The following is a 25,253-nucleotide window of genomic DNA, read 5'->3' as shown; positions in this document are numbered from 1 at the left end:
CGCGCGTTGCGGCGCGCGCCCCGTTTCCATGCCGCCCAGGCCGCAACGCCCCTGTCCCGAAAGGACACCAGATGAACGCCATTGAACTGGCCCGCCAAGCCTATGACCCGGCACAAACTACGATACGCACAGGCCGCTCGGCCGAGGCCCAGCTCTTCGGTCAGATCACCGCACGCATCCAGACCGCAATCGACAAGGGTCCCGGCGCCTTCGCGCAATTGGCCGAGGCCCTGCACGACAATCGCAAGCTCTGGGGCGTGCTGGCCGTCGACGTCGCGGATGACGCCAACAGTCTGCCAGCGCCGCTGCGGGCGCAGCTCCTCTCTCTTGCCGAATTCACCTTTTTGCACACGTCGCGGGTGCTCAAGGAGGGGGCGGATGCCGAGTCCCTGGTCGAGATCAACCGTGCGGTCATGCGTGGCCTCAACGCGACCGGGGCAGCAGGATGAGCGGGCTGGTCCTCAAGCTCGGGCCCCGCGAAAGGGTTCTGGTGAACGGCGCCGTGATCGAAAACGGTGAAAGGCGCGCGCGCGTGTCGATCCTGACCCCGAATGCCAATATCCTGCGCCTGCGCGACGCCATCCGCCCCGAAGAGGCCACAACGCCGGTCCGCCGGGTTTGCTACATCGCCCAGCTGGTGCTGTCGGGTGACGTCGACGCCGAGGAGGCCCGTCACCAGTTGCTGCGCGGCATAGAGCAACTCAGCCAGGCGCTCTGCGACCCGGACAGCCGCACGCAACTGTCCGAGGCCACCGCGGCCGTGTCGGACGGCGATTTCTACCGCACGCTCAAGCGCCTGCGCAGCCTCTTGCCACGCGAAGACAGGTTGCTGGCGGCAACACCGGCCCTGTCATGAGCTTTCAGCCGGTTGTCCCGATTTCCGGCTATGCCGGATGGAAGTTCCTGGAACGAACCTCGGACACCCAGCGGGCGGCCTTCGCAGAAAGCCGCCCTATCCAAACCGCCACCGATCGCTTCCGCGATCGCATCGGCACCGTCACCACCGCCGAACAACTCGTCGCCGACCGCGACCTTCTGCAGGTGGCGCTCGGGGCCTTCGGGCTGGACGACGACCTGAACAACCGCTTCTTCATCCGCAAGATCCTCGAAGGTGGCACGCAAGACCGCGATGCCCTTGCCAACCGTTTGTCCGACAGCCGCTATGCAAAGCTGGCCGACGCCTTCGGCTTCGGGGATGTCGGGCCACCGCGCACTCGGGCGCCCGGATTTGCCGACGAGATCATAGACCGCTACGAGGCGCGCCAGTTCGAGCGCGCGGTCGGCGAGAGCGACAACAGTATGCGCCTGGCCCTAAACCTGGAGCCGGCGTTGCGCGACATCGTCTCGGCCAACCGGGCAGGCGACGCCCAGTGGTTCGCCCTCATGGGCAATCCGCCGGTGCGAAAAGTCTTCGAGACCGCCCTTGGCTTCCCGCCCAGTTTCGGCAGTATCGACATCGACCAGCAATTGGACCAGTTCAAGGCCCGCAGCGAGGCGGTCCTGGGCACGGACCGTCTCGACGAGGTGCTGTCAATAGACAGCCGGGACAAGCTGATACGGCTGTTCATGGTGCGCGACGCGGCACAATCCGCTGTCGCCCCTGGCGGGGCCTCGGTGGCGCTCACCCTGCTGCAGCAGGCCGGACCGCCCACGGTCAAGCCCCGGCCCGAGCACCCGCCAGCGGACACGCCTAGCCCCTGACCCGGGCATCGCCGGCCGGGCCGGTATCGCGGCCCCCCTCCGCCGCCGCGGACAGGGCCCGTTGCAGGGCCGCGAAGGCCGCCTTGGGCCCGTGCGGGGCGGCCTCGGTGCAGAACCTGTCGAGCGCGTCGTGACAGGCGATGGCCTCGTCCACCGCCTTGTCGCTTCCCGGCACGTAGAGCCCCGACTGGATCATGAGTTCGGATCGCGCGTAGACGCCCAGGTGCCGCCGCGCCGCGGCGATCAGGCCGTTCTCCTGCGCACTCGCGACATCCGGAAGCGACCGCGAGACCGAGCGCACGACATCGACGGCCGGAAAACGGCCGCGTTCGGCAATGGCCCTGTCCAGAACGATATGACCGTCCAGCACGCCGCGCAGGATATCGGCGATCGGCTCCTCCATGTCCGACCCCGCGACCAGGACCGAATAGACGGCGGTGATATCGCCCGCCGCCTCGGTGCCCGGGCCGGCGCGCTCGCAAAGCGCCGCGATCGAGGCGGAGGTCGAGGCCGGGTATCCCCGCAGGCTGGCCGGCTCGCCGGCGGCGCTGGAAACCTCGCGATGGGCCTCGGCAAAGCGGGTCACACTGTCGATCAACAAGAGCACATGCCGCCCGGCATCTCGGAAATGCTCGGCCACCGCAGTGGCCGCCGCCGCGCAGCGCCGGCGGGTATGCGCGGGCCGGTCCGAGGTGGCGGCGACGATGACGCAACGCGCCATGCCATCGGGGCCCAGCACCTTCTCGATGAATTCCCGCAATTCGCGGCCCCGCTCACCCACCAGGCCTATGACGATGACATCGGCCTCGACGCCACGGGCGAGGTTGGCCAGCAACGTGGATTTGCCCACGCCGGACCCGGCGAACAGCCCGACGCGCTGCCCGCGGGCGAGCGGCAGGATCGTGTCGAAGAGCGCGAGGCCGGTCCCGACCCGGGCGCCCAGCGCGCGCCGCGCGCCTGCCGGGGGCGGCGCGGCCTGAAGCGAGACCGGCACGGCCCCCTGGGTGAGCGGGCGGCCGTCCAGCGGCTGACCGTCCGGGTCGACGACCCGGCCGATCCAGCCATCGTGCGGCGCGAAAACCGGCGCGGGCAGCAGGACCACCCGGTCGCCCACGGCGACGCCATTCGCCGGACCGTCCAGCATGATATGCGTTTCGACCCCGTCCGCGCGGGTGACGATCCCGGTGTGCCCGCACCGCGGCAACCGCACCCGGTCCGCGAGCGCGGCCCGCCCCGAAAGACCCTGCAACACGGCCTGCGACCCGCTGACCCCGGTGACGCGACCGACCGGGTAGGTATCCGTCGCCCGCGCGATGGCGGACGCCACGTTCACGAATTCGGTATCTTTCATCGGCCCTCGCCCAGCATCTGACAACCAATCCTTAGGGAATCACGCTTAAACCTTCGTTGAAGCCAATCGAGGGAGAAGCCCCGATGTTCAATTCACTGGATGTGCTCCAGGCCGCCATGGACATGGCCCGCCACGCCGGGGCGCGGCAGGCCGTTACCGCGGCAAATCTCGCCAATGCCGACACGCCCGGCTACCGGGCGCGCGCCATTGCGCCGTTTTCGGAAACCTACGAGGCAGCGCCCGCCGCGGACATGCGCCGCACGCGGCCCGGTCACCTGTCGCCGGACCCCGGGTCCGACGGGTCTGCGCGGCGCGAATTCAGCACGGCGGAACCGGCCCCGAACGGCAATTCCGTCTCTGTCGAACAAGAAATGCTGAGCGCCGTCGAAATCGAGCGCGAACACAACAGGGCCCTGACCATCTACCAGCATTCGCTGGAGGTTCTGCGCCTGTCCATCGGACGGCGATAAGCCATGACCGAGTTTTCCGATGCCATGTCCATCGCGGCCAGCGGGATGAAAGCCCAGGCGACCCGCCTGCGCCACGTGTCCGAGAATATCGCCAATACCGACACGCCCGGGTATCGCCGCAAGACCGTCGCCTTCGAGGAAGTGATCGAGACGGGCCGCGCCACCGGGATGGTCGAGACCGGCCGGGTTCGGCTGGACCGCGCAGAGCTGGAACGGGTTCACGACCCCTCGCACCCGCTGGCCGACGAGACCGGCAGTTACGAGGGCTCGAACGTGAACCTGCTGATCGAGATCGCGGACGCCCGTGAGGCCCAGCGCAGCTACGAAGCCAATCTCAAGCTCTTCGACCAGGTGCGCCGGATGTCCTCGTCGCTCACCGAAATCCTCCGCAAGTAAGGGAACCAAGACATTGGAACTCACCGCGCTCCAATCCGCTGCGCAACAGTACGCCGCCAACAAGCCGGCCACCGCCCCGCAACCCGACGAGGGCACCGCGACGGCGTTCGCGGACATGGCCGCGGAGTTCACCTCGACCCTTAAGCACAGTGAATCCCAGGCCATGGCGGCGATGACCGGCGATGCTGACCCGCATGCGCTGGTCCAGGCCCTCGCCCAGACCGAAATGGCCGTCCAGACAGCCGTGACGGTGCGCGACAAGGTGGTCGAGGCCTACCAGGAAATCCTGAGGATGCCGGTCTGATGATGAACGAGGCCCTGCTCTATGACACGCTGCGCCAGGGGCTGTGGGTCTCTGTCGTGATCTCGATCCCGATCCTCGGGGTTGCGCTGGCCGCGGGGCTCGTCGTGGGCCTGTTCCAGGCCCTGACCTCGATCCAGGAGATGACGCTCACCTTCGTGCCCAAGCTGCTGGCGATCGTCGGGATCTTCTGGGTCACGATGAACTTCATGACCGAAACGCTCGTGACCTTCTTCCAGGCCACGCTCATCCCGATCATCGCCGGAGGCTGACCCGTGGAAAACGCGACCTATGCGACCCTGACCCGGCAATCCGGCCTGATGCGCGAGATGCAGATCGTCGCCAACAACATCGCCAATAGCGCGACCACAGGATTCCGCGCCGAAGGGATGATCTTTTCCGAGCATGTCGCCGCACTCGGCCCGAACGCGCCCTCCCTGTCGATGGCCGGGGCGGCCGTCAGGGAAACGGTGCAGACCCAGGGCAGCCTGACCCGGACAGGCGGACCGCTGGACCTGGCCATCGAGGGCGAGGGGTTCTTCCTCGTCCGGACACCGCAGGGCGAACGCCTGACCCGCGCCGGGGCCTTCACCCCCAACGCGGCAGGCGATCTTGTCACGTCAGAGGGGCACCGCGTGCTGGACGCTGGCGGGGCGCCGGTGTTCGTGCCGCCCGACGCCGGCCCGGTGGGCATCGCCCCGGACGGCACCGTCAGCACCGGCGGTCAGCCCGTGGCGCAGATCGCACTGGTGCGCCCCCTGGACCCAAATGCCATGATCCGCGAGGACGGGGTCCGGTTCGAGGCCCGCGGCGGGTATGAACCGGCGCCCGGGGCAAAGATGGTCCAGGGGTTTCTGGAAGAGTCCAACGTGGACCCGATCCTCGCCGTCAGCCGCATGATCGAGGTGCAGCGCGCCTACGAGCTGGGCCAGAGCTTCATGGACAAGGAAGACCAACGCATCCGGGGCGCGATCCGCGCCCTGGGAAAGTGATATAGCCAACCCAGGGAGGCAGCAGAATGCGTGCCCTTCAAATCGCGGCCGCGGGCATGACCGCCCAGCAAACACGGGTCGAGGTGATCTCGAACAACCTCGCCAACATGAACACCACCGGCTACAATGCGCGGCGGGCCGAATTCGCCGACCTGCACTACCAGCAGGTGCAACGCCCCGGCACGATCAATGCCAGCGATGGCAGCGTTCTGCCCACCGGCGTGCAACTGGGCCTCGGCGTGCGCCCGGCGGCGGTTTCGGCCATGCTCGAACAGGGGTCCCTGGCGGCCACCGGGGGCGATCTGGACATCGCGATCGAGGGCAAGGGCTATATCGAGGTCGCGATGCCCGATGGCCGCCCGGCCTATACCCGCGACGGCGGGCTCAAGCTGACCGGCGAGGGCCAGGTCGTCACCTCGGACGGCTACCCGGTTGTGCCCGATATCACGATCCCGCGCGACACCCGGTCGATCTCGATCAACCCCGAGGGCGAGGTCTACGCCTATTTCGCCGACCAGGTGCAGCCGCAACTGCTGGGCCAGATCAGCCTGTCGGGATTCGTCAATCCCCGGGGGCTCGAGGCGATCGGCTCGAACCTGTTTCTGGAGACGCCCGCCTCCGGGCCGGCCGCCGTCTCGTCCCCCGGGCAGGACGGGCTGGGCGTGATCCGGCAGGGGTATCTCGAGGACAGTTCGGTCGATCCGGTCCAGCAGGTCACCGACCTGATCGCGGCCCAGCGCGGCTACGAGCTCAATTCCAAGGTCATCACCGCCGCCGACCAGATGATGAGCGCCATGGTGCAGATGCGATGACACGCCTTGTGATCCTATTGTGGCTGCTGGCCGCGCCACTGGCCGCCGAGGAGGCGATGCGCCACGTGGTGGCCGCACGCACGATTCCCGCCAAGACCGTGATCGGCCCGGACGACCTGCTTCTTCGCGATGTGGCAACGCTGGGTGGCGTCACCGACCCGCAGCAGATCATCGGCCGGGAGGCGCGCGTCGCGCTATACGCGGGGCGGCCGATCCGGCGCGCCGATGTCGGGCCACCCGCCGTTGTCGAGCGCAACGAGATCGTTCCGCTGATCTATGCCCGCAACGGGTTGATCATCCGCACCGAGGGCCGCGCCCTGGACAGGGCCGGGCCGGGCGACGTCATCCGCGTGATGAACGTCATGTCGCGGCAGTCCATACGCGCCCGCATCGACGACAAGGGGGTTGCCCATGCCACCGACTAGACTGATCGCAACCGGTCTTGCCCTGCTCAGCCTGACCGGCTGTGGGCGGCTGTCCGAGATCGGCCGGCCGCCGGACCTGACCCCGGCCGCCGCCTCGGACGAGGCCCGGGCGATGACGACATACGGCCTCGGCGAGGACCTGCCGCAGCAGGCCGCACGCGCCGACACGCCCTCGCTCTGGACGGGGGCGCGCGGGTCACTGCTGGGCGACCGGCGCGCGATGCAGCGCGGCGACATCCTGACCGTGGTGATCGAGATCGACGACCGCGCCGCGATCTCGAACTCGACGGGCCGGTCGCGCTCGGGCTCCGAGGAAATGGGCATTTCGGCGCTCTTCGGGCTGCCCGAGGCGGCGCAGGAATCCCTGCCCGAGGGCGCCGACCTCCAGCCCGGCGTACAGACCAATTCGTCGTCCAGCTTCAACGGCGACGGCTCGGTGCAGCGCAACGAGCAGCTCGAGCTGAAGGTCGCCGCCACGGTCACCCGGGTGATGCCCAACGGCGTGCTGGCCATCGAGGGCCTGCAGGAGGTTCGGGTCAACTACGAGCTGCGCGAACTTCTGGTCTCGGGCTTCGTCCGGCCCGAGGACATCACCCGCCAGAACGAGATCACCTACGACAAGATCGCCTCGGCGCGCATTTCCTACGGCGGCCGGGGACAGATCAGCGACATGCAGCAACCGCGCTACGGCCAGCAGGCCGCAGATGCCGTGCTACCATTCTGAGGGACAGCCATGGCGAGGATCTTTCTGCCGCTTCTTCTTCTGGCACTGGGTCTCGGCGGCGGGGTCGGGGCCGGGCTCTTCCTCGCGCCGCCCGCGGACGAGGAAGAGGTCGTAGCTGAAAACCCCTGCGGCGATCCGCCAGACGAGGACGCAACCGAGACGGCGCAGCCATCGGACCGGGACAGTACCCCGATGACCGAAGGCCGCGAATACGCGCGGCTGAACAATCAGTTCGTCGTCCCCGTCGTCCAGGAGGGCAAGGTCAGCTCTCTGGTGGTGCTGTCGCTCTCGATCGAGGTCGAAGCCGGGGCCAAGGAAAACGTCTTCGCCCACGAGCCAAGGCTGCGCGATCTCTTTCTTCAAGTGCTTTTCGACCACGCCAACATGGGCGGGTTCAACGGGGCCTTCACCGAGTCCTCCAACATGAAACTGCTGCGCGACGCCCTGCGCCAGACCGCGATCCGCAACGTCGGCGGCGGCATCACCGATGTCCTGATCATCGACATCGTCCGGCAGGACGTGGCGGGGTAGAACACCGCAAGACCCTCTAGAAGCGGCGCGCCTTCTGCCGGGCCTCGGCCTGCAGTTTCTCCTGCATCGCGTCGGCCGCCTGTCGCTTGCCAAAGGCCGCGGCGAGATCGGCGCGCCGCGCCTCCTTCTCCTGGCGCAACCGTGCGAGCTCCTCGTTGAGCCTGCGGCGGCGGTCCTCGACCCAGGTGCGCCAGCGCATGTTCGCTTCGGCCATGGCCGCCACCGAGATGTCCTGCTCGGCCTCGGGAAGACAGGGTCGGCGCAGGGCGTCCAGTCGCGCCTGAACAGTCTCGATCCGGCGCGAGACGTCGGCCAATCGCGCCTGTTCCGCCTGGAATGCGGCCTCCAGCACCGCTTGCAGGCGTGCCAGCTGCGCCGGGGTCAGGCTCATCTCCGGGCCGCCTTTCTCACGCGTTCGGCAAACCGGATGGCCACCGCCACGGCCTGGTAGTGATCGGGGCGGATCTCCTCGCCGATTTCCACGGTGGCATGCACAGCCCGCGCGGTGGGCGGGTCCGAATGCACGGGCACGCCGTTCTCGGTCGCGATCTCGCGAATGCGCGCGGCCAGATGATCGACACCCTTGGCCACGCAGACCGGGGCACTGCCGGCACTCCGCGCCCATTTCAGGGCAACGGCGTAATGGGTCGGGTTGACGATGACGACATCGGCGTCGGGCACATCCTGCAGCATCTGGTTGCTGGCCACCTCCTGGGCCTTCTGCCGGCGCTGCTGCTTCATGGCCGGATCGCCCTCGGACTCCTTGTGTTCGTCGGTCATTTCCTTGCGCGACATGCGGTGTTTGCGCATGTGCTCGGCCCTCTGCCAGGCGAAATCTATCCCGCCCAGTGCCAGCGCGATGACGAGCACGATCGCCAGAAGCCCCACGGACAGGCGCAGCAGTTCCGTGGTCACGAGCCCCGGTTCGAGGTGGATTGTCATCAGGATGCGCGGCATCTGCCCGGCCAGATAGATGAACAGCACAACCGAGTAGATCATCAGCTTGATGAAGCTCTTGAGGAATTCGAACAGGCCCGACCGGCCGAATTTCTGCTTGGCCTGAGCGATCGGCGAGACCTTGTTCGTCTTCGGGGCCAGCTTCGTCGGGGCGAAAACGAACCCCCGCTGGGCCAGGATCACGAGGATGACAACGGCGATGGGCAGCGCGAAGAACGGGGCCAGCGCCTGCCCCACCGCCAGGATCAGCCCGCCCGATATCGGCGCGCCACTGCCCGCGAAGACGAGGCGCGACATCTCGGCCGACCGGTCGAGCAGGGTCATCAGCGTGCTGCCCGCAGAGGTCAGCGCGGGCCCGCCCAGCGCCAGACCGGCCAGCAGAAGCCCCGCGTAGGCGGCGGCGGTATTGAGATCGTTGGACCGCGGGATCTCGCCTCTCTTGCGCGCATCCTCGAGCTTCTTCGCGGTCGGCTCGTATTGCTTGTCGTCGTCCTCGCCCTCTTCCTGGCTCATGGGCCACCCCCGAGCGGGGCGTCAAAGAAGCTGCGCAGCGCGTCGGCCCAGACAGACAGAAGGATGGGCGCGGACAGGAGCAGCAGCACCAGCCCCCCGGCCGTGATCGCCGGGGCCCCGACGAAGGCCACCATCAACTGCGGCATCGCCCGGTTTATGACGCCCAGGGTGACATTGTAAAGCATGGAGGCAATGACAAAGGGCGCGGCGAGGCTGAAGCCCAGCGCAAAGCTCCGCGCGACCTCGTCAACGCCCGCGACGGTCAGCATCTCGGCCGGGATCATGCGCCCGGGCGGGACGAGGTCGTAGCTGTTGATCATGTATTCGGCGACGGCCACGTGCAGCCCCATCGAGGCCGCAAGCGCCAGGCCCGCCACCACAAGCACATGCGCCATGGCCGGTTGCGGGTCGACCCCGGCACTGCCGCCGAAGATCTGTGACAGCGATGTCGACTGCGCCGCGATGGTGCCCGCGATCTGCAGCACGAAAATGAAGAGCCGCAGCAGCAGCCCGAAAAACACGCCGGTGATCGTCTCGGCCAGCAGGATACCGGGGGTGATCTCGTCCGGCCGCGGCACCGCCGGCAGGATGATGAGCGTGAAGGCCAGCGCCAACGCCAGCTTGACCCGCACCGGAACGGACCGTTCGCCAAAGGCGGGCAGCAGGGCCATCATCCCGGCCACGCGCAGGAAGACGGCGAAGGCGGCCACAAGGGTCTCGCCCGCAAGGCCCAGAAGTTCGGGCGGCAGGCCGATCATGCGGGCACCAGGCCCACGAGAGCCGGCTTGGCGTCTATCCCGATCTCCTCGAACGAGAGGACGGGGTTCGAGACCCCCTTGGCCGTCAGCACCGTCCACAGGAACCGGCGGCGTTTCATCGAGGTGACGATAGCCGGGTAGGTGCCCGCCTCGCCGGCCGCGGCGACCTTCTCCGAGATCGCGCTGGCCAGCCGGTTGAACTCATCGGGGGGCAGCGCCACGTCCCCGCCACCCTTGTCCGAGGGCAGCTGGTAGGTGGCAAAGGTGTCTTCCCACTCGGGGGCGAGTTGAACCAGGGGTATCGTTCCGTCCGGGCGGCGCAGGTCGGCGACCAGTTGGAAGCCGAGGCGCTGGCGCACGTGTTCGGCAATGCCCTCGGCACCGGGATAAAGCTGTCGACCTTCGGCGACCGCCTCGATGATCGTCGCGAGGTTGCGGATCGAGACACGCTCTTCCAGCAGCAGGCGCAACACCGACAGCAGGATGTCCATGGGCACCTTGTCGGGCATCAGCTCGTCCAGCATCTTGCGGTTGCTTTCGGCGCGTGCCTGGTCGCTGAGGTTGACCATCTCGTCCAGCAACCGGCGCAGGGCGCGCTGGGTAAGCAGCCGTGGGAAATTTTTCTTGATGGTCTCGAGCAGATGGGTGGCCAGAACCTCGGTCGGTTGCACGGTAGTCAGGCCGGTCAGGGCCGCCTGATCCTGGTCATTCGGGGCGATCCAGCGGGCCGGGGCGCCGTAGACGGGCTCTTTCACGTCCTCGCCGGGCACTTCGGTGTCGCCCGTGCCGGTCAGCAAGGCGAGCACCTTGTCGCTGCGCAAGGTGTCGCGCACCTGTTCGACGCCCTGGACGAGGATACGGTAACTTCCGTCCGGCAGGGCGGCATTGTCCGTCAGCCGGATTTCGGGGATCAGCAGGCCGTATTCGGTGGCGATATGGCTGCGCATGTTGGAAATGCGCACGTCCAGCCCGACCCCCGGGTCCAGCACCATGTCGACGAGGTCGGGCGCGAATTCAACGTGGATGTCGTCGAGATCGAGAAGGTCGCCCATGCTGGGGGTGCTGGCCCCGTCCTGCGCCGTATCAGACTCGGTTTCGGGCTGTGCCTCGACGTTTTGCGCGGTCATCTGCGCCAGCCAGGCGGCCCCGCCCAGAACCAGCCCGCCAAGGAGAAAGGGCAGGAACGGCAGACCCGGCACCAGCGCGAACAGCCCCATCAGGATGGCCACGGTAACCAAAGCCGGGGGATAGCGGCCCAGCTGACCGACCAGGGCCATGTCCACCGCGCCGTTGGCCCCGCCCCGCGCCAGCAGCAGCGCCGAGGCGATCGAGATGATGACCGCCGGGATCTGCGAGACAAGCCCGTCGCCCACCGTCAGGATGGCGTAGGTCTCGAAGGCCGTGCCCAGCGGCATGCCGTGGATCACCGTGCCCATGATCAGTCCCATGACGAGGTTGAGAAAGGTGATCAGAAGCCCGGCGATCGCGTCGCCCTTGACGAACTTCGACGCCCCGTCGAGCGAGCCGAAGAAGGTCGTTTCGGCCTGCTCCGTCTCGCGCCGCTGGCGGGCCTGTTCGTGGTCGATGGCGCCGGCGCTCATGTCGCTGTCGATGGCCAGCTGCTTGCCGGGCATCCCGTCGAGCGCGAAGCGCGCTCCGACCTCGGCCATGCGGGTGGCGCCCTTGTTGATGACCACGAAGTTGACGATCAGCAGAACGCCGAAGACGACCAGCCCCAGAAAGACGCTGCCGCCCATGACGAAGTCGGCAAAGCCCTCGATCACGTCGCCGGCGGCACTCGTGCCGGCGTGGCCGTTGCCGATGATCAGCTTGGTGGAGGAGACATTGAGCGACAGCCGCAGCATGAGCGAGGCCAGCAGGACCGTCGGAAAGGCCGAGAAATCCAGCGGTCGCTCGATGAACAGCGTGACGGTGAAGATCAGGATGGCCAGCGCGAAAGAGGCGGCAAGGCCGATGTCCAGCACCCAGGCGGGCATGGGCAGGATCATCATGACGATGACCGCCATTAGCGCCAGCGCAAGCAGGATCGTCGGCCTGAAGATATCGGTCAGCGCGATCGCCGGCACGGTCAGCCCCCGGGGCGGGTCTTGCGCGCGCGGGCGCGACACTCGTGGGATTCGGTCGGGCTGAACGGGAGCCCACGCAGGACTGCGTCGCTGGCCCCCGCGGACGGCCATTGCCGGGTCGGTCGTCGGGATGTCATCGAAGCGCTTTCTGCTGCCTTGGTGACGCCGAGGTTAGACCGGCGCCGTTACCAATTCGTAAGCAGATGCCAACGGGGACACCCGGATTTACCGCGCGGGGTCGTCCTCGGTATAAGCTGGGAACCGGCCGAGCAGGTCATTGATCGTTTGCCGGGTTTCCCGGGCGCGCTCGAGCGCGGCGCGACGGGCGGCCAGACCCTCCATTATTGTCATGTCGGGCCGAGTCAGGGCCTGATCTGCCACACGGCGCAAGAGCGGATCATCGGAGGCCGCCAGCCGGTCCCAGGCGCCCGCCCGGAAATCTGCTTCGGCGTCAGGGGGTCCCGGCAGGGCCGCGAGGGCTTTCCTCTCGTCGCCCATGGCAAAGAGCGCCTTGGCGCGGAGCGCTGCGGCACGGTCATCCGTCATCCCGCCAAGGTGCTGCAAGACCGCCTCGTTCCGGCCCAATTGCAGGGCCGCCTGCGCACGCAGGTAACGCCGTTCTGCCATGGCCTCGGCCGCGGCGGGCCGGTCCATCAGGTCGATTGCCTTTTCGGGAAACCGCTGGTCCAGAAGCCGCGCGGCGAGCGTGTTCACGGTGCCTGCGTCGAGGTCCGGCGGAACGTCATCGAAAACCGTTTCGAGGAAGGCGGGCGCCGCCGCGGAGTCGGCCAGGGCCTGAAAGAGCGCGACTGAGAGCTTTGCGCGCTCCGCCGCAGGCCAACGATCCGCGTAGCGGGCGAGCAGGGCCCGGGCCTCATCCCACTCGGCCCGGGCGACGTGGGCGCGCAACGTGCTCGACGCGAGCCGCAATTCCGTCTCTGTTCCAGCATTTTCGTGCATCAGCGCATCGGCGAGGGTCATGTCCTCGCGTTGTACCTTGGCGCCTGTCTCGAGCGTCAGGTCCAGAAGGCGAATCAACGACTCGGGCTCGGTCCGCCCGGCGGCGGCCCCGTCCAGCACACCAAGGGCGGCGCCGATGTCTCCGCCGGCCTCCAGCAGCGCGGCCCGCATCCGCGCAGCGGCCGGGTTGCGGGCTGCATCCTGGCCCCGAACGGATTCGAAGACCAGTGCAGCACCGTCGACATCCCCGGCCTCGAGAAAGACACCCGCCATGGGTATTGCCAAGTGCGCCTGAAGCGGCTGGGGCAATAGCCGGAAGGCACGGATCACGCCGTTGCGGTCAAGTTCCTGCAGCGGAACAGTGCCCGACAGCAGGGTCCAGGGGGCGGCGCCGTTGTCGCAATCAGCCTGCGACGACAGCACGGGAAAGGTTCCGGGAAGCCGATCCACGAGGCGCGCCATCTCGGCCAGCGCCGCGCGGGCCCGGTCGGCGGCGCGGCCCCGCTCGAGCGTCGCGAGCGCCTCGCGCCCGAAACCGAAATGGACATAGCCGCGCGCCAGCCTCAGGATCGCCGGCTGGGAGGGGCGGTCGAATTCCGTTACCAGGCCTCGGCGCAGGCGCGCGATTTGCTGCGAGAACCCGCTGTCATCCGCCCAGCCGGCCACATCGAAAACCTCGGGGGGAAGGCAGGTCTGGTCAGCGGCCGCGGCCAGGGCAGCATTGAGGGCCGCAAGTTCGCGGTCGAGCGCATTCCCCACGCTCAGGCCGGGGCTGACGCCACCGGATACGTAGGGCGGCGTCCGGGCCGATCGCGACGGATCGGTTGTCTCGGGCGGCTCTTCGTCCCCAGGCGGCGCCTCGGTCGTAGGGTCGGTGGGGCTCTCGACCGATGTGCGCAGATACCCGGCCGAAACGGCGCGGGCCACCTCTCGGGCCATGGAGGCCACGCGCGGGTCGGCGTTGGACCCGGGCGCATCCGGGCGGGCAGAAAAGGCTCCGGGCAACAGGAAGGCCCGGCCGGTCTCGGAGGCGTCCCGAGCCAGCGGAAGCCGAATCGGGCTGGTCGCGAGCGCGGACCGGTCGCGCGCCGCAGGGTCGGGCCCCTCCACGATGTCGATCACCAAACGCCCTGGCCGCCAGAGAAAGGGATCGACGTGGCAGGGATCGCAGGCGAGCCGGAGCGACAGAACACCACCGCCCTCGTCCGTCACGGCATCGAGCCGCTGACGGGGCAGCCTTTCGAATATGCCGGAGGTATCGAACTCCGTCGCCGGATCCGAGAGGCGCAGGCGGGCCCGTGCGCCTGACTTCTCCAGTTGCCATCGGGTCCCTTCGCCAATCGAGAGGACAAGACGCGAGAAACTCTCGTGCTCGCCCGATCGTATCGCGACGTCCTGGGCAAACCCTGGGCCGGCGCAGAGCACGAGGAGAAGGCGGAGCCAGGGCAGTCTCATGCCGCCTCCCTCGTGGCCTTTAGCGCCGCCTCGAGGTCCGAGAAACTGGGCCGGTAGTGATCCGGCGTGTTCTGGCGCCCGACCTCGATGCAGATGTTTGGAGCATGATGGTGCAGGTTCGCGACCAGGACCTCGCGGATCAACTGATAGAAATGGGAGTCCTCCTCAATCACCGATTTCACCTTGTTCGCGAAGGGCCCCATGAAACCGTAGGCGAGAAAGACACCCAGGAACGTCCCCACGAGCGCCCCGCCGATCATCTTGCCCAGGATCTCGGGCGGCTGGTCTATCGAGGCCATGGTCTTGATCACGCCGAGAACGGCGGCGACGATCCCGAGGGCGGGCAGCGCGTCCGCCACCGTCTGCAGGGCGTGAGAGGTGTGCAGCTTGTGGTGCAGGGAGGCCTCGATCCGTTTTTCCAGCACCTCCTCGACCTGGTGCGGATCGTCGTAGTTCATCGACGCCGTGCGCAGGGTGTCACAGATCAGCGCGACAGCCTCGCCATCGGCCTGGATGCGCGGGTAGCGGGCGAAGATGGTGCTCTCGTCCGGGGCCTCGATGTGTTCCTCCAGCCCCACGGGGTTGGCCCGGGCCAGGCGGATCAGTTCGAACAGCAGGCACAGCAGGTCGCGATAGTCCTCGTTCTTCCAATGCGGGCCCTTGAAGACCTTTCCGAGGTCGCGGAGCGTGTGCTTGGCGGTGGCACCGTCATTGGACAGGGCGAAAGACCCGATGGCCGCACCGCCGATCATCATCAACTCGAAGGGCAGGGCCTTGAGGATCATGCCGATCTTGCCTCCGGCAAGCATGTAGCCCCCGAAGACCATGACGAAGATGATGATGATCCCCGCGATGCTGAACATGACGGTCCGCCTTCCCCGATCGCCTCATACCGACCATGTCGTGCCACGCGGATCGTTAATTCTTCGCTGACGGGCCGGTGGACCGGCCCTATTCCGTTGGAACCCGCGCGTTTCGGCCAGCGATGACGACGCTGATGGAATGGGCCGTGGCAGGTTCCAGCCCGGCCATGATGGCGGCCGCGGCATCGGGACGCATCCGCGCCATGAAACCGGCGGCGAATTCCGGGGCCATCTCCTCGAAGAGCGCGGCTGCCTCGGCGGGCTTCATGCCTTCGTAGACACTGACGAGGCTGGTTATGTCACCGTCGTTGGCCGTTTCGGCGGTCGCGATCGTCGCCTCGAGGCTTTCTTCGGCGGCGCGCAACTGTTCGAGGTGTTCGCGCACTTCCTGTTCGGCCACGCGCAGCGCCTGCATCCGGTCGGCGAGTTGCGACTCGCGGGTCGTCAGGCGTTCTTCCCGGGCCTCGAGCGCCGCGAGCAGTTCACCCGAGACCGCGCCATCGCAATCGGCGCGCCCCTCGGGGAGAGCTTGGGGGGTTTCGGGCAGAATATCCTCAGCCTCGGCCAGGGCCGGACCCGCGCCGATCGCCAGCCGCAGCACCGCCGAGAGAAACAGCATCGCGACGAGGATGCCGAGGGCCGATGGGGCACGCTGTGTCATGTCCGCTCCGGGGTCTTGGCTTGCGATTGACTGAAGAAGGGCGAAATCGGCGTCTCTTCCGATGCAGGCTGCGGCAGATCGTGCAGCGCGGCGATCAGCAATTGCAGCTGCTTCGCCGCGGCCTCAGCGCGCTCGGTCTGACGGACCAGATCGTCGGTCGCCTGCGCCGAGGCGGCCTCGGTCTGCTTCAGGGCCTTGGCCAGATCATCAACCTGAACCGAAAGCACGGCGATTGCGCCCCCGAGCCCCTTGTCGAGGTCAGACAAACGCCGCAGCCGCCGGGACAGGACGAAACAGTAGAAACTTGCCGCAAGGGCCCCGGCCGCCAGCAGGATATCCGCGATCATCGCCATCTCTTTCGCCTTTCTAGTCCAGTACGAATTCCATGATGAGAAGGTCCCGCACCCGCCCCTCGCCAACGACGACCTGAACGCGGCGCAGCATCTGCGCGCGCAGCCGTGTCAACGCGGCGGGGTCCTGCAGATCCTCGACCGCGACGGCGCGCAGGTACCCGTTGAGCACGTCCATGATGCGCGGGCGCAGCGATTCGACGTCGCCGACATGGTCCGGCGCCACCTCGAGCTGCGCCTTGAACCGCAGGTGCGCGGCCGTCGCGGACGGGGCCAGGCTGATGACCACCGTGTCCAGCGGCACGAAGGCCAGAGGCGCCAGCGGCTCTGCTTCGGGTGCCTCGTCCTCGGGCTTGGCGTCGCCGTTTCCGAGAACGGTGTCCAGCAGCCCTGTATGAACCGCCGCAAACCCGCCGCCACCGCCGAGGAGGGCGAGCACGACACCCAGTATCAGCGGCAACCGCGATGCCTTGCCGTGCGGTGCCTCGTCCTCGGGCGGGCCGTCAGCGGATTCGTCGGTCATGCAGCAACTCCCTCTCCAGTGTCTGCCCCGAAATATCCCGCGACTGACTAACCGATTGTTAAGTCTGACCGACCTATTCAGGCCGAGCGGCAGAACGCACGCGTAAATCGGAGAACCGCCTTGGACTCACTTTCGTCCCTCTGGTCGAAACTCGACATGCGCCGCCGGGTCATCGTCATCGGGGCCACTATCGCCGTTTTCGTGGCCGTCCTCGCGCTGGCGCGGGTCAGCACCAGCGCCGAGATGTCCCTGCTCTATGCCAATCTCGACAATACCGCGTCGGGCGAGGTCGTCGCGGCGCTCGACCAGCGCGGCGCGCGCTACGAGGTGCGCGGCACCTCGATCTTCGTGCCCGCCGACCAGCGCGACAGGCTGCGCATGAACCTTGCCGCAGAGGGGCTGCCAGCCAACACGACGCAGGGCTACGAGATACTCGACAACCTTTCGGGGTTCGGCACGACCTCGCAGATGTTCGACGCGGCCTACTTGCGCGCGAAAGAGGGCGAACTGGCGCGCACCATGCTGGCGACCCCGCATATCAGATCGGCGCGCGTGCATATCTCGTCGCCCACCGGGCAACCCTTTCGCCGCGATCAGAAGCCGACCGCCGCGGTCACCGTCGCGACCAAGCTGACCCGCCTCGACGCCGCGCAGGCGGACGCGCTGCGGTTTCTGGTCGCCTCCTCCGTTCCGGGCATGATGCCCGAGGATGTCGCGGTGATCGACGGGGCCAACGGGCTGGTCCAGGGGGACGGCGATCCGGCATCCCCCGGCACACGGGAAAACCGCGCCGAGGAGATCCGCGCGCGCGTCGAACGCCTTTTGACCGCGCGTGTCGGGCCGGGCAATGCCGTTGTCGAGGTCAGCCTCGAAACGGTCACCGAAACCGAGTCGATCACCGAGCGCAAGATCGACCCGGACAGCCGGATCGCCATCTCGACCGAGGTCGAGGAAAGCTCTAACACCAGCGCCGACAGCCGCGGCGGTGACGTGACCGTCGCCTCGAACCTGCCTGACGGCGATGCCGAGGGCGGGGAAGGCAGTTCGAGCAGTGAATCCTCGGAAAGCCGGGCGGTCACGAATTACGAGGTCTCCGAGACACAGCGCGAACTTGTTCGAGCGCCTGGAGCCGTTCGCCGCCTGACCGTGGCCGTTCTGGTCAACGCCGTCGAGACGAACACCAACTCCGGTGACGTCCAGCAGACGCCCCGCCCAGAGGAAGAGCTGGAGGATCTGCGCCAACTCGTGGCGACGGCCGCGGGATTCGATGCCGACCGCGGGGACGAGATCACGATCCGGTCCATGGCCTTCGAGCCGACCGGCGAACCGGGGCAGGTCGCCGGCACCGCCGCCGCGTCGTCGGCGCCGCTGGACCTGATGCGCCTGATCCAGACCGGGGTTCTGGCGCTCGTCGCCCTGATCCTGGGTCTGTTCGTCGTGCGTCCGATTCTCGCGGGGCGCCCGGCCACGGGCAGACCGGGCGCGGCGCGGCTCGACGACAGCGGTACGGCCCGGGCCGCCGAACTGCCCGCGCCACAGCCGGCCGACAGCGCCGTGCCGGCGCTCGCGGCGCCCGGCGACCGGGCCGAGGTTGGGGGCCAAGGACAGCCCGCGCCAGATCAGGCCGATGACCCGGTGGACCGGCTGCGCGACCTGATCCAGGACCGCCGGCAGGAGGCTGTTCAGGTGCTGCAATCCTGGATGGACGATCCCGAAGACCACGGGGCCGGGCGATGAGCAGCGCCCCGCGCCTCGAAGACTTCGGCCCCGGGGCCGCGGGCCCTGCTGATACGGGGCCGTCGAAGACGTACCTTGCCGGGTTCGAGGATGGCGTCCGGGCGGGCCAGCATGCGGCCGCGCAGCAACAGGACCACCTCAGCAAGGACATCGCGGCACACATCCGCAACACCGAAGCCACACGGGCAGAGGTTCGCGAAGAATTGCTGGCGGCAATCGCCCCGGTGATCGACCAGTTGACCCGGGCGATCCTGCCCGAACTTGTCTGCGAGACCTTCGTGCCGCGCCTGGCAGACGCAATCCGGCACGCTGTTGCCGAGGCCGCGGAAACGCCGCTGGTGCTGTCGGTCTGCCCGTCCCAGCAGACCGCCGTCGCCGAGGCGCTGTCCTCGGCGACGGTCCGGGTTCTGGCGGACCCCGCCCTCTCGGAAAACCAGTCGCGGCTTTCCTGTGCCGAAACGGAAACCCTGATCGACCTGCCGGCGCTGACCCGACAATTGCAGGACGCGCTGGTCGGCCTGCTTCCAGAAGAAAGGACAAGTGGCAATGGCTGAATCCACGTCACCCGACCACCCGCTGCACGACCTGCCGATCGAGATCACGGTCTCCGTGGGTCGGGCCCGCCCGCTTGTGCGCGACCTGCTGTCGCTCGAGGAAAAGGCCGTTCTTCCGCTCGATCGCCGGGTCGAGGACCCGGTCGAGCTCTTCGTCGGTGGCCGGCTGATCGCCCGCGGCCAGCTGGAAGAATCCGAGGCGGGCGATGGCGGTATCGCCGTGCGTCTGACCGAAGTCGTCTCGGGCGGATTGTCCCTTGGCTAGGCGCCGATCCCTCGCCGCCGCGGTCGTGGTCCTGGGGCTTGCTGCCCTGGCCGGTCCGGCGGCGGCGCAGGATCTGTCTTTCGACTTCGGAACCGACGGATCGCTGACCACGCGGTCGATCCAGTTGATCCTGCTGATCACGGTGCTCAGCCTCGTTCCGGGCATCGCAATCATGATCACCTGCTTTCCGTTCATCGTGACGGTCCTGGCCATCCTGCGCCAGGGCCTCGGTCTGCAGCAGTCGCCGCCGAACATGCTCATCGTGAGCCTGGCCCTGTTCCTGACGTATTTCGTGATGGAACCGGTCTTCGTCGCCGCCTGGACCGACGGCGTGGCACCCCTGACCGATGGCACCCTGACCGTGGAAGAGGCCTTTCCCCGCGTGATGGACCCGTTTCGCACCTTCATGGGCGGGCGGATTGACCCTGGCACCTTCGAGGAGCTGGCTGCGCTCCGAGACACTGTTTCGGCACAGGCGCCCATCGATTCGGCGCCGCTCTCGGTTCTCGTCCCCTCTTTCCTGCTCAGCGAGATCGAGCGCGCCTTCCAGATCGGTTTCCTGGTGTTCCTGCCCTTTCTCATCATCGACTTGGTCGTGGCGGCCGTGCTGATGTCGATGGGGATGATGATGGTGCCACCGGCAATCGTCTCGCTGCCGTTCAAGCTCGCCTTCTTCGTCGTTGCCGACGGCTGGAGCCTGATCGCGGGTAGCTTGGTGCGCAGTTATTTCTGACCGCGCTGCCACGAGAGAGAGAGGGCCGGCGCGCCGGCGGTTTGGAAGGGTTACTGCACGATTTAGAGCAGGTTCGGCACTCTCTGCCGCGCGACCCGGTGGGGCACTGATCGCGCGTTGATCCACAACACCTTGACTGCGAAGATGTCCGCCGTGTCCACTGTCCATCCGCAAAATACCGGGTGCCCGGGTCGTGGTGCCGCGCGCATCGCCGGCGTTCCATTGCGCCTCACCCGCCGCGCCGTGTGGCTCTATTGCACCACGAAATCGGCGTGAAGGGCTCCGGCGGCCTTGATGCTCTTGAGGATGTCGATCATGTCCCGCGGCGCAACGCCGAGGGCGTTCAGCCCGGCGACAACCTCGGAAAGCGAGGTGGCCGCCGGCACCTCTGCCATGGCCAGGCCCGGGTCCTCCTCGATCTCGGCGTTCGTTCGCGGCACAACCACCGTTTCCCCCTCGGCGAAGGGGTTCGGCTGCGCGACCAGCGGCGCTTCCTCGATGCGCAGCGTCAGGTTGCCCTGGCTTACTGCGACTCGAGAGATCCGGACATCCTCGCCCATCACGATCGTCCCGGAGCGCTGGTCGACGACGACGCGGGCACGGCGTTCGGGTTCGACCAGGATGTTCTCGACCCGCACCAGCGCATGGGCGGGCGAAGTCGCGCCGGTAGCCGCGATGTCCAGCCGCACCGTGCCCGCGTCGAGCATCCGTGCCACGCCGCCGCCAAAGACGCCGTTGATCGCGGCCTCAATACGGGCCGCCGTGGTGAAATCCGGCGTCCGCAGGGCCAGCCGTATGACCTCGAGGCCGGCGAACTCGAAATCGACCTCGCGTTCCACGGTGGCGCCGCTGGGAATGGTGCCCGAAGTCGGGACGCCTTGCACCACCTGCGCCGCCTCGCCCTCGGCCGAGGCGCCGCCGGCGATGATCGTGCCCTGGGCGACCGCATAGATTTCGTCGTCGGCGGCATTGAGCGGGGTCATGACAAGGGTCCCCCCGAGCAGGCTGTCGGCATCCCCGATCGCGGAAACGGTGACGTCGATGGAACTGCCCGCCCGGGCAAAGGGCGGCAGGCTGGCCGTCACCAGCACCGCCGCAACGTTGTTGGGCCGGAATTGTTCACCGGTCACGTTGACCCCGAGGCGTTCAAGGATGTTCGACATGATCTCTTCGGTGAAGGGCGAATTGCGCAGGCCATCGCCGGTTCCGTTCAGGCCCACGACCAGCCCGTAACCGACAAGATCGTTCGAACGCACACCATCGAATTCCACCAGGTCCTTGAGCCGGACAGGGGTGGCGCTGGCAGTTGAGGTCCAGCTGGCAAGCGCAAGGATCAATGCAAGAAGGCGGATCAACGCAGATACTCCGTCAGAGAAAGGCGCGACAGGCGCGCAGTCAGGGTATAGTGGGTCTCAAGCTGCAGCTGGACGTTCTGCAGTTTCGTGGCCGTCTCGTAGGGATCGGCCACGCTCATGTCGTTCCGGGCGATTTCCAGAGCCGTCCCGCGCGCCGAGAGGCGTGTGGCGGCGTCTTCGACCCGCGCCTCGGCCGATCCGACGGAGGCGCGGAGTTGCACCATTGCCCCCGCACCACCGACGAGCGCTTGGCCGGCATGGCGCAACAGGTCGGCGCGCGCCGAGTCGGGCAGGCTCAATCCGGGATCCTCGGCGATGGCCCCCAAAGCGGCGGCCTTGAGCGCGCCACGGACCGCCGGATGGTCCGCGCGGGCCGTGATCTCGAGCGTCTCGCCATCGACGATGGGGCGCGCCAGGTTGGTCGTGGTGCTGCCGCCATAGGCCGTGGTCATGAAGCCACCCCCAGGCGTGTCGAACCAGGTGTCAACGGCGGCGATCACCCCGTCCGCATCAGTCGCCCCCGAGGCCGCGGCACGGATGTCGTCGAGCATGTCCGAGGCCGGCGGCAGGGGGGTCTTGTCAGCCTCCGCACCGGCCAGCACCGCGTGCTCGGCCCGGCGCGTGTTCAAGGCACTGACCATGCCTTCGAAGGCGGTACGGGCCTCGATCGCGGCGGTTGCCCGGTGTATCGGACCCGACTGCGCCGAGACGGTCAGGAGGGTTTCGCCCGCCGCCGCCCCGGCATCCTGGACGGCGCCCAGCGCGGACTGAACGACCGAGAGTAGGTTGGCGGTTTCGTCGAGGGAGCGCCCGCGGGAGGCCAGAAGATCGAGTTGGCGCCCGGTATCGAGGTAGCGTTGCTGATCGCCGCCCAGATGCGCCGCAAGGTCGGCGACGCGCCCTGTCGACACCTCCTGCGTCAGGGTGTTGAGCCGTTCCTTGAGTTGGCCTGTGTGTCGCACGGAAACGAGGTGCTGGCTGAGATCGCCAATCGTCGTCAGGGCCATCTTCAAAGCTCCATCAGGCGGTCGAGCATGGTTTCGACGGTCTGGACCAGCCGCGCGTTCGCGGCATAGGCCTGTTCGACGCGTAGAAGTGTCTGCATTTCGTGATCTGTATCGACACCCGTGGCCGCCTCGGCCTCGGACAAGGCCGCCTGGCGGGCATTGGCGAAGCCGAGGTCCTCGTCGGCCTGCAGGCGGGCCTGCCCGATGTCCGACTGGATGTCGGCGAAATGGCCCGCAAGGCTGCGAGCCGGCCCCTCGGCGCCCAGGGACTGGCCCGTCGAGAGGGCGGCACCGGTGGCCAGCAGGAGCGAGCTGTCGCCGGCCGCGCCGGGCGCGGATGCGCGCAGACCGTCGCGCAGGCGCCAGGTATCGCCGCCGCGGGCCGTGTCCACAGCGGCGTTCACCTCGATCCGTCCCGCCAGCCCTGTGGTGTTCGTAGGGTCGAGGCGGCTCCCGGCATCGGTGAAGAGGCCCGCATCCGTCGGCCCAAGGGTCGGATCGACTGACGCGTCCTGCATCCGTTCGATGAGGTGGGCAGCTGCGCTGTCGAGCTTGTCCTGTGCCGCCGCCAGAGTATCGTCGCGCGCTGTGAACGCGGCACCGAGACTGCCACCGGCCAGCTTGCCGAGGCCGTCGGGGGCGATGGCCTGGCCATCGACGGAAATGCCGACGAGGCCGCCACCCGCATGGGTCATGTCGGCGGTGATGACGGGCGTCGGCGTGAACGCAAAACGTTTGGCGGGGCCATCGACGAGCATCTCGCCGTCGGGTGTCATCAACGCGATACGGCCGTCTGGACGCGCCAGCTCGCGAATCGGCACGATGCCGGAGATCTGGTCGACGATCTTCTGGCGTTGATCCATCAACCCCGAGGGGTCGGCCCCGGCGGTGAAACTGTCTGTGATATCGCCGTTCAGACGCTCGATCCGTTCGAGGGCGGTGTTCAGTTGATCCACCTGCAACGCGATATCGGAATCAGCCTTCGCTCGCAGTGTCTGCACGTTGTCCGAGGCCGTGTTGAGCGCCCCGGCGAGATCCTGCGCCCGGGTCAGCACGGCGTTGAGGCGCAGGGGGGACGCGGGGTCGGTTGCGGCATCGACGAGCGACTGTTCCAGCGCCGTCACACGGCTGGCGAGCGCGTCCGCCTGGCCCGGCGCGCCGACGATCTTTTCCAGCTTGGCCTGCATGTCGACGCCGGCTTGCGCGCCCGCGGCGGCGGCATCGGCCAGGCGGCGGTCGCCGATCAGCCCCTTGTCGACCACGCGCGTCACCCCGCCGATCTGCACACCAGCCCCGCGGCCACCGATGGATGCGGCGTTCAGGTCCAGTTGCCGGCGGCCATACCCGTCGGTCATGGCGTTGGACACGTTCGAGGAGACGACTTCGGCAAGCCGGCTTGCGGCCGTCAGGCCGCCAACCGCGTTGGACAGGGTGTGTGACAGGCTCATGCCGCGGCCTCCGTCATCGGGTTACCGTTTGATGTTCGTCGTTTCCTGCAGCATCTCGTCGACCGTCTGGATGACCTTGGCGTTCGAGGAATAGGCCCGCTGGGTCTGGATCAGCTGGGTCAGTTCGCCGGCCACGTCGGTGGCCGACTCCTCGCGGGCGAAACTGACCACGTCACCAGTGGGTCCATCGCCCGCATCCCACAGGAAGAAGGACCCGCTGTCGGGCGTGACAGTGTAGCTCTGGTTGTCCTGTGTCTGCAGCCCGTTAGGATTGGGCACATCCGCGAGGGGTACCTTGTAGATCAGCCGGGACATGCCGTTGTCGAACGAGGCGCGGACATTGCCATTCGGGTCGACCTCGACCGAGGTCATGTTGCCGACCGGCGAGCCGTTCTTGGAGATCGAGACCGGCGCGAAGGAATCAGAAAGCTGGGTCAGCCCGCCGGGGTCGCCCAGCGTGCCGATGTCGATATCGATGGGGCCGCCGTTGGCCCCCACCTGGACGGTGCCGTTGGCCGGGTCGTAGGGCCCGCCACTGACGCTGGCAACGGAGAGCAACCGGCCCCCCTGCCCGCGCGTGTCGTCGAATGTCAGGGTGTATTCCCCGACAACCGCGCCGCCCGAGGCGCTGTCTTCAACCACCATCGTCCATTCGTTGGACGCCCCGGAGCCGGGCACCGTGGGATTGAAGGTGATCGACAGGCTCTCGGATTTGCCGAGGTTGTCGAAATACTCGACCGAGAGGTCCTGCGTAGCCCCGGACGCGCCGGCCTGCGTCTCGGTGGCCGGCAGGTTCACCGCAAGGTCGACCTCGGTGGTGGCATTGCCGACGAACTGGTTCGAGTTGATCTGAACCGGTTCCAGCCCGCCCGTTGTATCACGGGGATAGGTCGGTACCGTCCCATCAGGGTTCGCGGCCCAGCCCATCAGGGTCAGCCCGCTGGACGTGGTCAGAAAGCCGTCGGCGTCGGGGCGGAAGGACCCCGTCGAGGCGAGCTTGAACGGAAGATCCCCACCGGCACTGATGGCAGAGGAATCGGACACCGGCAACATGCCGCGGCCGCGCACGGCCAGATCGGTCGCATTCTCGGTCGAGACAAGCGGACCGCGCTCGTCGATGAGCCGCTGCGTGGTCGCCCGCACACCGCCCGCCGAGTAGCTGCCGAGACCGCTGTCGATGACCATGGAATGGAAATCCGTCACGGCGCGCTTGTACCCGTAGGTCGACGAATTGGCGATATTGTCCGAGATGGTCGCCAACTTGCTGGCATTTGCGGCCAACCCGGCAACACCGGCGTTGAGCGAGGAAGAGATTGTCATCTTC

General features: G+C 67.6%; 30 protein-coding genes. 16 read left to right on the top strand and 14 right to left on the bottom strand.

Annotated elements, in window-relative coordinates:
- Positions 1–71 precede the first annotated feature (71 nt).
- The 3 genes from flaF to BU124_RS05790 are packed head-to-tail and all read left to right on the top strand — an operon-like array spanning position 72 to position 1,701.
- Positions 72–449, top strand: a complete 378-nt coding sequence (gene flaF / locus BU124_RS05800; RefSeq protein ID WP_084861594.1) for a flagellar biosynthesis regulator FlaF — start codon at positions 72–74, stop codon at positions 447–449.
- Positions 446–856, top strand: coding sequence for a flagellar biosynthesis repressor FlbT (gene flbT, locus BU124_RS05795; RefSeq protein ID WP_084861592.1), 411 nt, complete (start codon positions 446–448; stop codon positions 854–856). The genes flaF and flbT overlap by 4 nt, the downstream gene beginning before the upstream one ends.
- Positions 853–1,701, top strand: a complete 849-nt coding sequence (locus BU124_RS05790) for a DUF1217 domain-containing protein (RefSeq protein ID WP_084861590.1) — start codon at positions 853–855, stop codon at positions 1,699–1,701. The genes flbT and BU124_RS05790 overlap by 4 nt, the downstream gene beginning before the upstream one ends.
- Here BU124_RS05790 and BU124_RS05785 read toward each other — a convergent pair.
- On the bottom strand, positions 1,691–3,052 hold the full coding sequence (locus tag BU124_RS05785) for a FliI/YscN family ATPase (protein ID WP_084861589.1): 1,362 nt from the start codon (positions 3,050–3,052) through the stop codon (positions 1,691–1,693). The two genes, BU124_RS05790 and BU124_RS05785, sit on opposite strands and share 11 nt — an antisense overlap.
- Before the next feature lie 83 nt (positions 3,053–3,135).
- Here BU124_RS05785 and BU124_RS05780 point away from each other — a divergent pair, with 83 nt between their 5' ends.
- From BU124_RS05780 to BU124_RS05740, 9 genes are read left to right on the top strand one after another with little or no spacing between them, the layout of a single operon-like run.
- Complete coding sequence (locus BU124_RS05780; protein ID WP_084861587.1) at positions 3,136–3,522, top strand: FlgB family protein; 387 nt, start codon at positions 3,136–3,138, stop codon at positions 3,520–3,522.
- A gap of 3 nt (positions 3,523–3,525) precedes the next feature.
- Positions 3,526–3,918, top strand: a complete 393-nt coding sequence (gene flgC, locus BU124_RS05775; RefSeq protein WP_084861585.1) for a flagellar basal body rod protein FlgC — start codon at positions 3,526–3,528, stop codon at positions 3,916–3,918.
- Positions 3,919–3,931: 13 nt separating this feature from the next.
- Positions 3,932–4,222: a flagellar hook-basal body complex protein FliE gene (gene fliE, locus BU124_RS05770; protein ID WP_084861583.1), complete on the top strand. Its 291-nt coding sequence runs from the start codon at positions 3,932–3,934 to the stop codon at positions 4,220–4,222.
- Positions 4,222–4,491: a flagellar biosynthetic protein FliQ gene (locus tag BU124_RS05765; protein ID WP_084861582.1), complete on the top strand. Its 270-nt coding sequence runs from the start codon at positions 4,222–4,224 to the stop codon at positions 4,489–4,491. The genes fliE and BU124_RS05765 overlap by 1 nt, the downstream gene beginning before the upstream one ends.
- A gap of 3 nt (positions 4,492–4,494) precedes the next feature.
- The gene (locus tag BU124_RS05760) at positions 4,495–5,211 is read left to right on the top strand and encodes a flagellar hook-basal body complex protein (protein WP_084861580.1); all 717 of its coding nucleotides are present in this window, start codon (positions 4,495–4,497) and stop codon (positions 5,209–5,211) included.
- Between the two features lie 26 nt (positions 5,212–5,237).
- Positions 5,238–6,023 carry a flagellar basal-body rod protein FlgG gene (gene flgG / locus BU124_RS05755; protein WP_084861578.1) on the top strand — a complete coding sequence of 262 codons (786 nt, stop codon included), beginning with the start codon at positions 5,238–5,240 and terminating at the stop codon, positions 6,021–6,023.
- A complete protein-coding gene (gene flgA, locus BU124_RS05750) occupies positions 6,020–6,448 on the top strand; it encodes a flagellar basal body P-ring formation chaperone FlgA (RefSeq protein WP_084861576.1) in 429 nt (142 codons plus the stop codon). The genes flgG and flgA overlap by 4 nt, the downstream gene beginning before the upstream one ends.
- Positions 6,435–7,172 carry a flagellar basal body L-ring protein FlgH gene (flgH, locus tag BU124_RS05745; protein ID WP_084861572.1) on the top strand — a complete coding sequence of 246 codons (738 nt, stop codon included), beginning with the start codon at positions 6,435–6,437 and terminating at the stop codon, positions 7,170–7,172. Before flgA ends, flgH begins: the two co-directional genes overlap by 14 nt.
- Positions 7,173–7,181: 9 nt before the next feature.
- A complete protein-coding gene (locus BU124_RS05740) occupies positions 7,182–7,703 on the top strand; it encodes a flagellar basal body-associated FliL family protein (RefSeq protein ID WP_084861570.1) in 522 nt (173 codons plus the stop codon).
- 16 nt (positions 7,704–7,719) lie between these two features.
- Here BU124_RS05740 and BU124_RS05735 read toward each other — a convergent pair whose 3' ends face one another.
- The 9 genes from BU124_RS05735 to BU124_RS05695 form a co-directional block, all read right to left on the bottom strand.
- A complete protein-coding gene (locus BU124_RS05735) occupies positions 7,720–8,094 on the bottom strand; it encodes a hypothetical protein (protein ID WP_084861568.1) in 375 nt (124 codons plus the stop codon).
- The gene (locus BU124_RS05730; RefSeq protein ID WP_084861566.1) at positions 8,091–9,173 is read right to left on the bottom strand and encodes an EscU/YscU/HrcU family type III secretion system export apparatus switch protein; all 1,083 of its coding nucleotides are present in this window, start codon (positions 9,171–9,173) and stop codon (positions 8,091–8,093) included. Before BU124_RS05730 ends, BU124_RS05735 begins: the two co-directional genes overlap by 4 nt.
- Positions 9,170–9,931 carry a flagellar biosynthetic protein FliR gene (locus tag BU124_RS05725; protein WP_084861564.1) on the bottom strand — a complete coding sequence of 254 codons (762 nt, stop codon included), beginning with the start codon at positions 9,929–9,931 and terminating at the stop codon, positions 9,170–9,172. The genes BU124_RS05730 and BU124_RS05725 overlap by 4 nt, the downstream gene beginning before the upstream one ends.
- Positions 9,928–11,958, bottom strand: a complete 2,031-nt coding sequence (gene flhA / locus BU124_RS05720; protein ID WP_245831625.1) for a flagellar biosynthesis protein FlhA — start codon at positions 11,956–11,958, stop codon at positions 9,928–9,930. Before flhA ends, BU124_RS05725 begins: the two co-directional genes overlap by 4 nt.
- A 285-nt stretch (positions 11,959–12,243) precedes the next feature.
- Entirely contained in the window at positions 12,244–14,433 is a 2,190-nt protein-coding gene (locus BU124_RS05715; protein WP_084861559.1) for a hypothetical protein, read from the bottom strand.
- Positions 14,430–15,296 (bottom strand): flagellar motor stator protein MotA, encoded by an 867-nt coding sequence (gene motA / locus BU124_RS05710; RefSeq protein ID WP_084861557.1) that lies wholly within the window; start codon positions 15,294–15,296, stop codon positions 14,430–14,432. Before motA ends, BU124_RS05715 begins: the two co-directional genes overlap by 4 nt.
- 88 nt (positions 15,297–15,384) lie before the next feature.
- Positions 15,385–15,957 carry a MotE family protein gene (locus BU124_RS05705; RefSeq protein WP_084861555.1) on the bottom strand — a complete coding sequence of 191 codons (573 nt, stop codon included), beginning with the start codon at positions 15,955–15,957 and terminating at the stop codon, positions 15,385–15,387.
- Complete coding sequence (locus BU124_RS05700; protein ID WP_084861553.1) at positions 15,954–16,310, bottom strand: hypothetical protein; 357 nt, start codon at positions 16,308–16,310, stop codon at positions 15,954–15,956. Before BU124_RS05700 ends, BU124_RS05705 begins: the two co-directional genes overlap by 4 nt.
- A gap of 13 nt (positions 16,311–16,323) precedes the next feature.
- Positions 16,324–16,830: a flagellar basal body-associated FliL family protein gene (locus BU124_RS05695; RefSeq protein ID WP_084861551.1), complete on the bottom strand. Its 507-nt coding sequence runs from the start codon at positions 16,828–16,830 to the stop codon at positions 16,324–16,326.
- Between the two features lie 120 nt (positions 16,831–16,950).
- On the opposite strand from BU124_RS05695, the gene fliF reads away from it, so the two are divergent.
- Genes fliF through fliP form a run of 4 tightly spaced genes read left to right on the top strand, consistent with a single transcriptional unit; the run spans position 16,951 to position 20,119 of the window.
- Positions 16,951–18,567, top strand: a complete 1,617-nt coding sequence (gene fliF / locus BU124_RS05690; protein WP_143529900.1) for a flagellar basal-body MS-ring/collar protein FliF — start codon at positions 16,951–16,953, stop codon at positions 18,565–18,567.
- The gene (locus BU124_RS05685; protein WP_084861547.1) at positions 18,564–19,121 is read left to right on the top strand and encodes a FliH/SctL family protein; all 558 of its coding nucleotides are present in this window, start codon (positions 18,564–18,566) and stop codon (positions 19,119–19,121) included. Before fliF ends, BU124_RS05685 begins: the two co-directional genes overlap by 4 nt.
- The gene (locus tag BU124_RS05680) at positions 19,114–19,386 is read left to right on the top strand and encodes a FliM/FliN family flagellar motor switch protein (protein ID WP_084861545.1); all 273 of its coding nucleotides are present in this window, start codon (positions 19,114–19,116) and stop codon (positions 19,384–19,386) included. The genes BU124_RS05685 and BU124_RS05680 overlap by 8 nt, the downstream gene beginning before the upstream one ends.
- Entirely contained in the window at positions 19,379–20,119 is a 741-nt protein-coding gene (gene fliP / locus BU124_RS05675; protein WP_084861542.1) for a flagellar type III secretion system pore protein FliP, read from the top strand. The genes BU124_RS05680 and fliP overlap by 8 nt, the downstream gene beginning before the upstream one ends.
- A gap of 251 nt (positions 20,120–20,370) precedes the next feature.
- Here fliP and BU124_RS05670 read toward each other — a convergent pair whose 3' ends face one another.
- Genes BU124_RS05670 through BU124_RS05655 form a run of 4 tightly spaced genes read right to left on the bottom strand, consistent with a single transcriptional unit; the run spans position 20,371 to position 25,249 of the window.
- Positions 20,371–21,474 (bottom strand): flagellar basal body P-ring protein FlgI, encoded by a 1,104-nt coding sequence (locus BU124_RS05670; RefSeq protein WP_425442452.1) that lies wholly within the window; start codon positions 21,472–21,474, stop codon positions 20,371–20,373.
- Entirely contained in the window at positions 21,471–22,481 is a 1,011-nt protein-coding gene (locus BU124_RS05665) for a flagellin (RefSeq protein WP_084861540.1), read from the bottom strand. The genes BU124_RS05670 and BU124_RS05665 overlap by 4 nt, the downstream gene beginning before the upstream one ends.
- Positions 22,482–22,483: 2 nt before the next feature.
- Entirely contained in the window at positions 22,484–23,929 is a 1,446-nt protein-coding gene (gene flgK / locus BU124_RS05660) for a flagellar hook-associated protein FlgK (protein ID WP_084861538.1), read from the bottom strand.
- 21 nt (positions 23,930–23,950) lie between these two features.
- On the bottom strand, positions 23,951–25,249 hold the full coding sequence (locus BU124_RS05655; protein WP_084861536.1) for a flagellar hook protein FlgE: 1,299 nt from the start codon (positions 25,247–25,249) through the stop codon (positions 23,951–23,953).
- Between the last annotated feature and the right edge of the window lie 4 nt (positions 25,250–25,253).

Source organism: Salibaculum halophilum, assembly GCF_002094885.1.
Taxonomy (GTDB): Bacteria; Pseudomonadota; Alphaproteobacteria; order Rhodobacterales; family Rhodobacteraceae; genus Salibaculum; species Salibaculum halophilum.
Note: the sequence above shows the minus strand (reverse complement) of the source record. Positions and strands in the feature narration are given on the sequence as shown.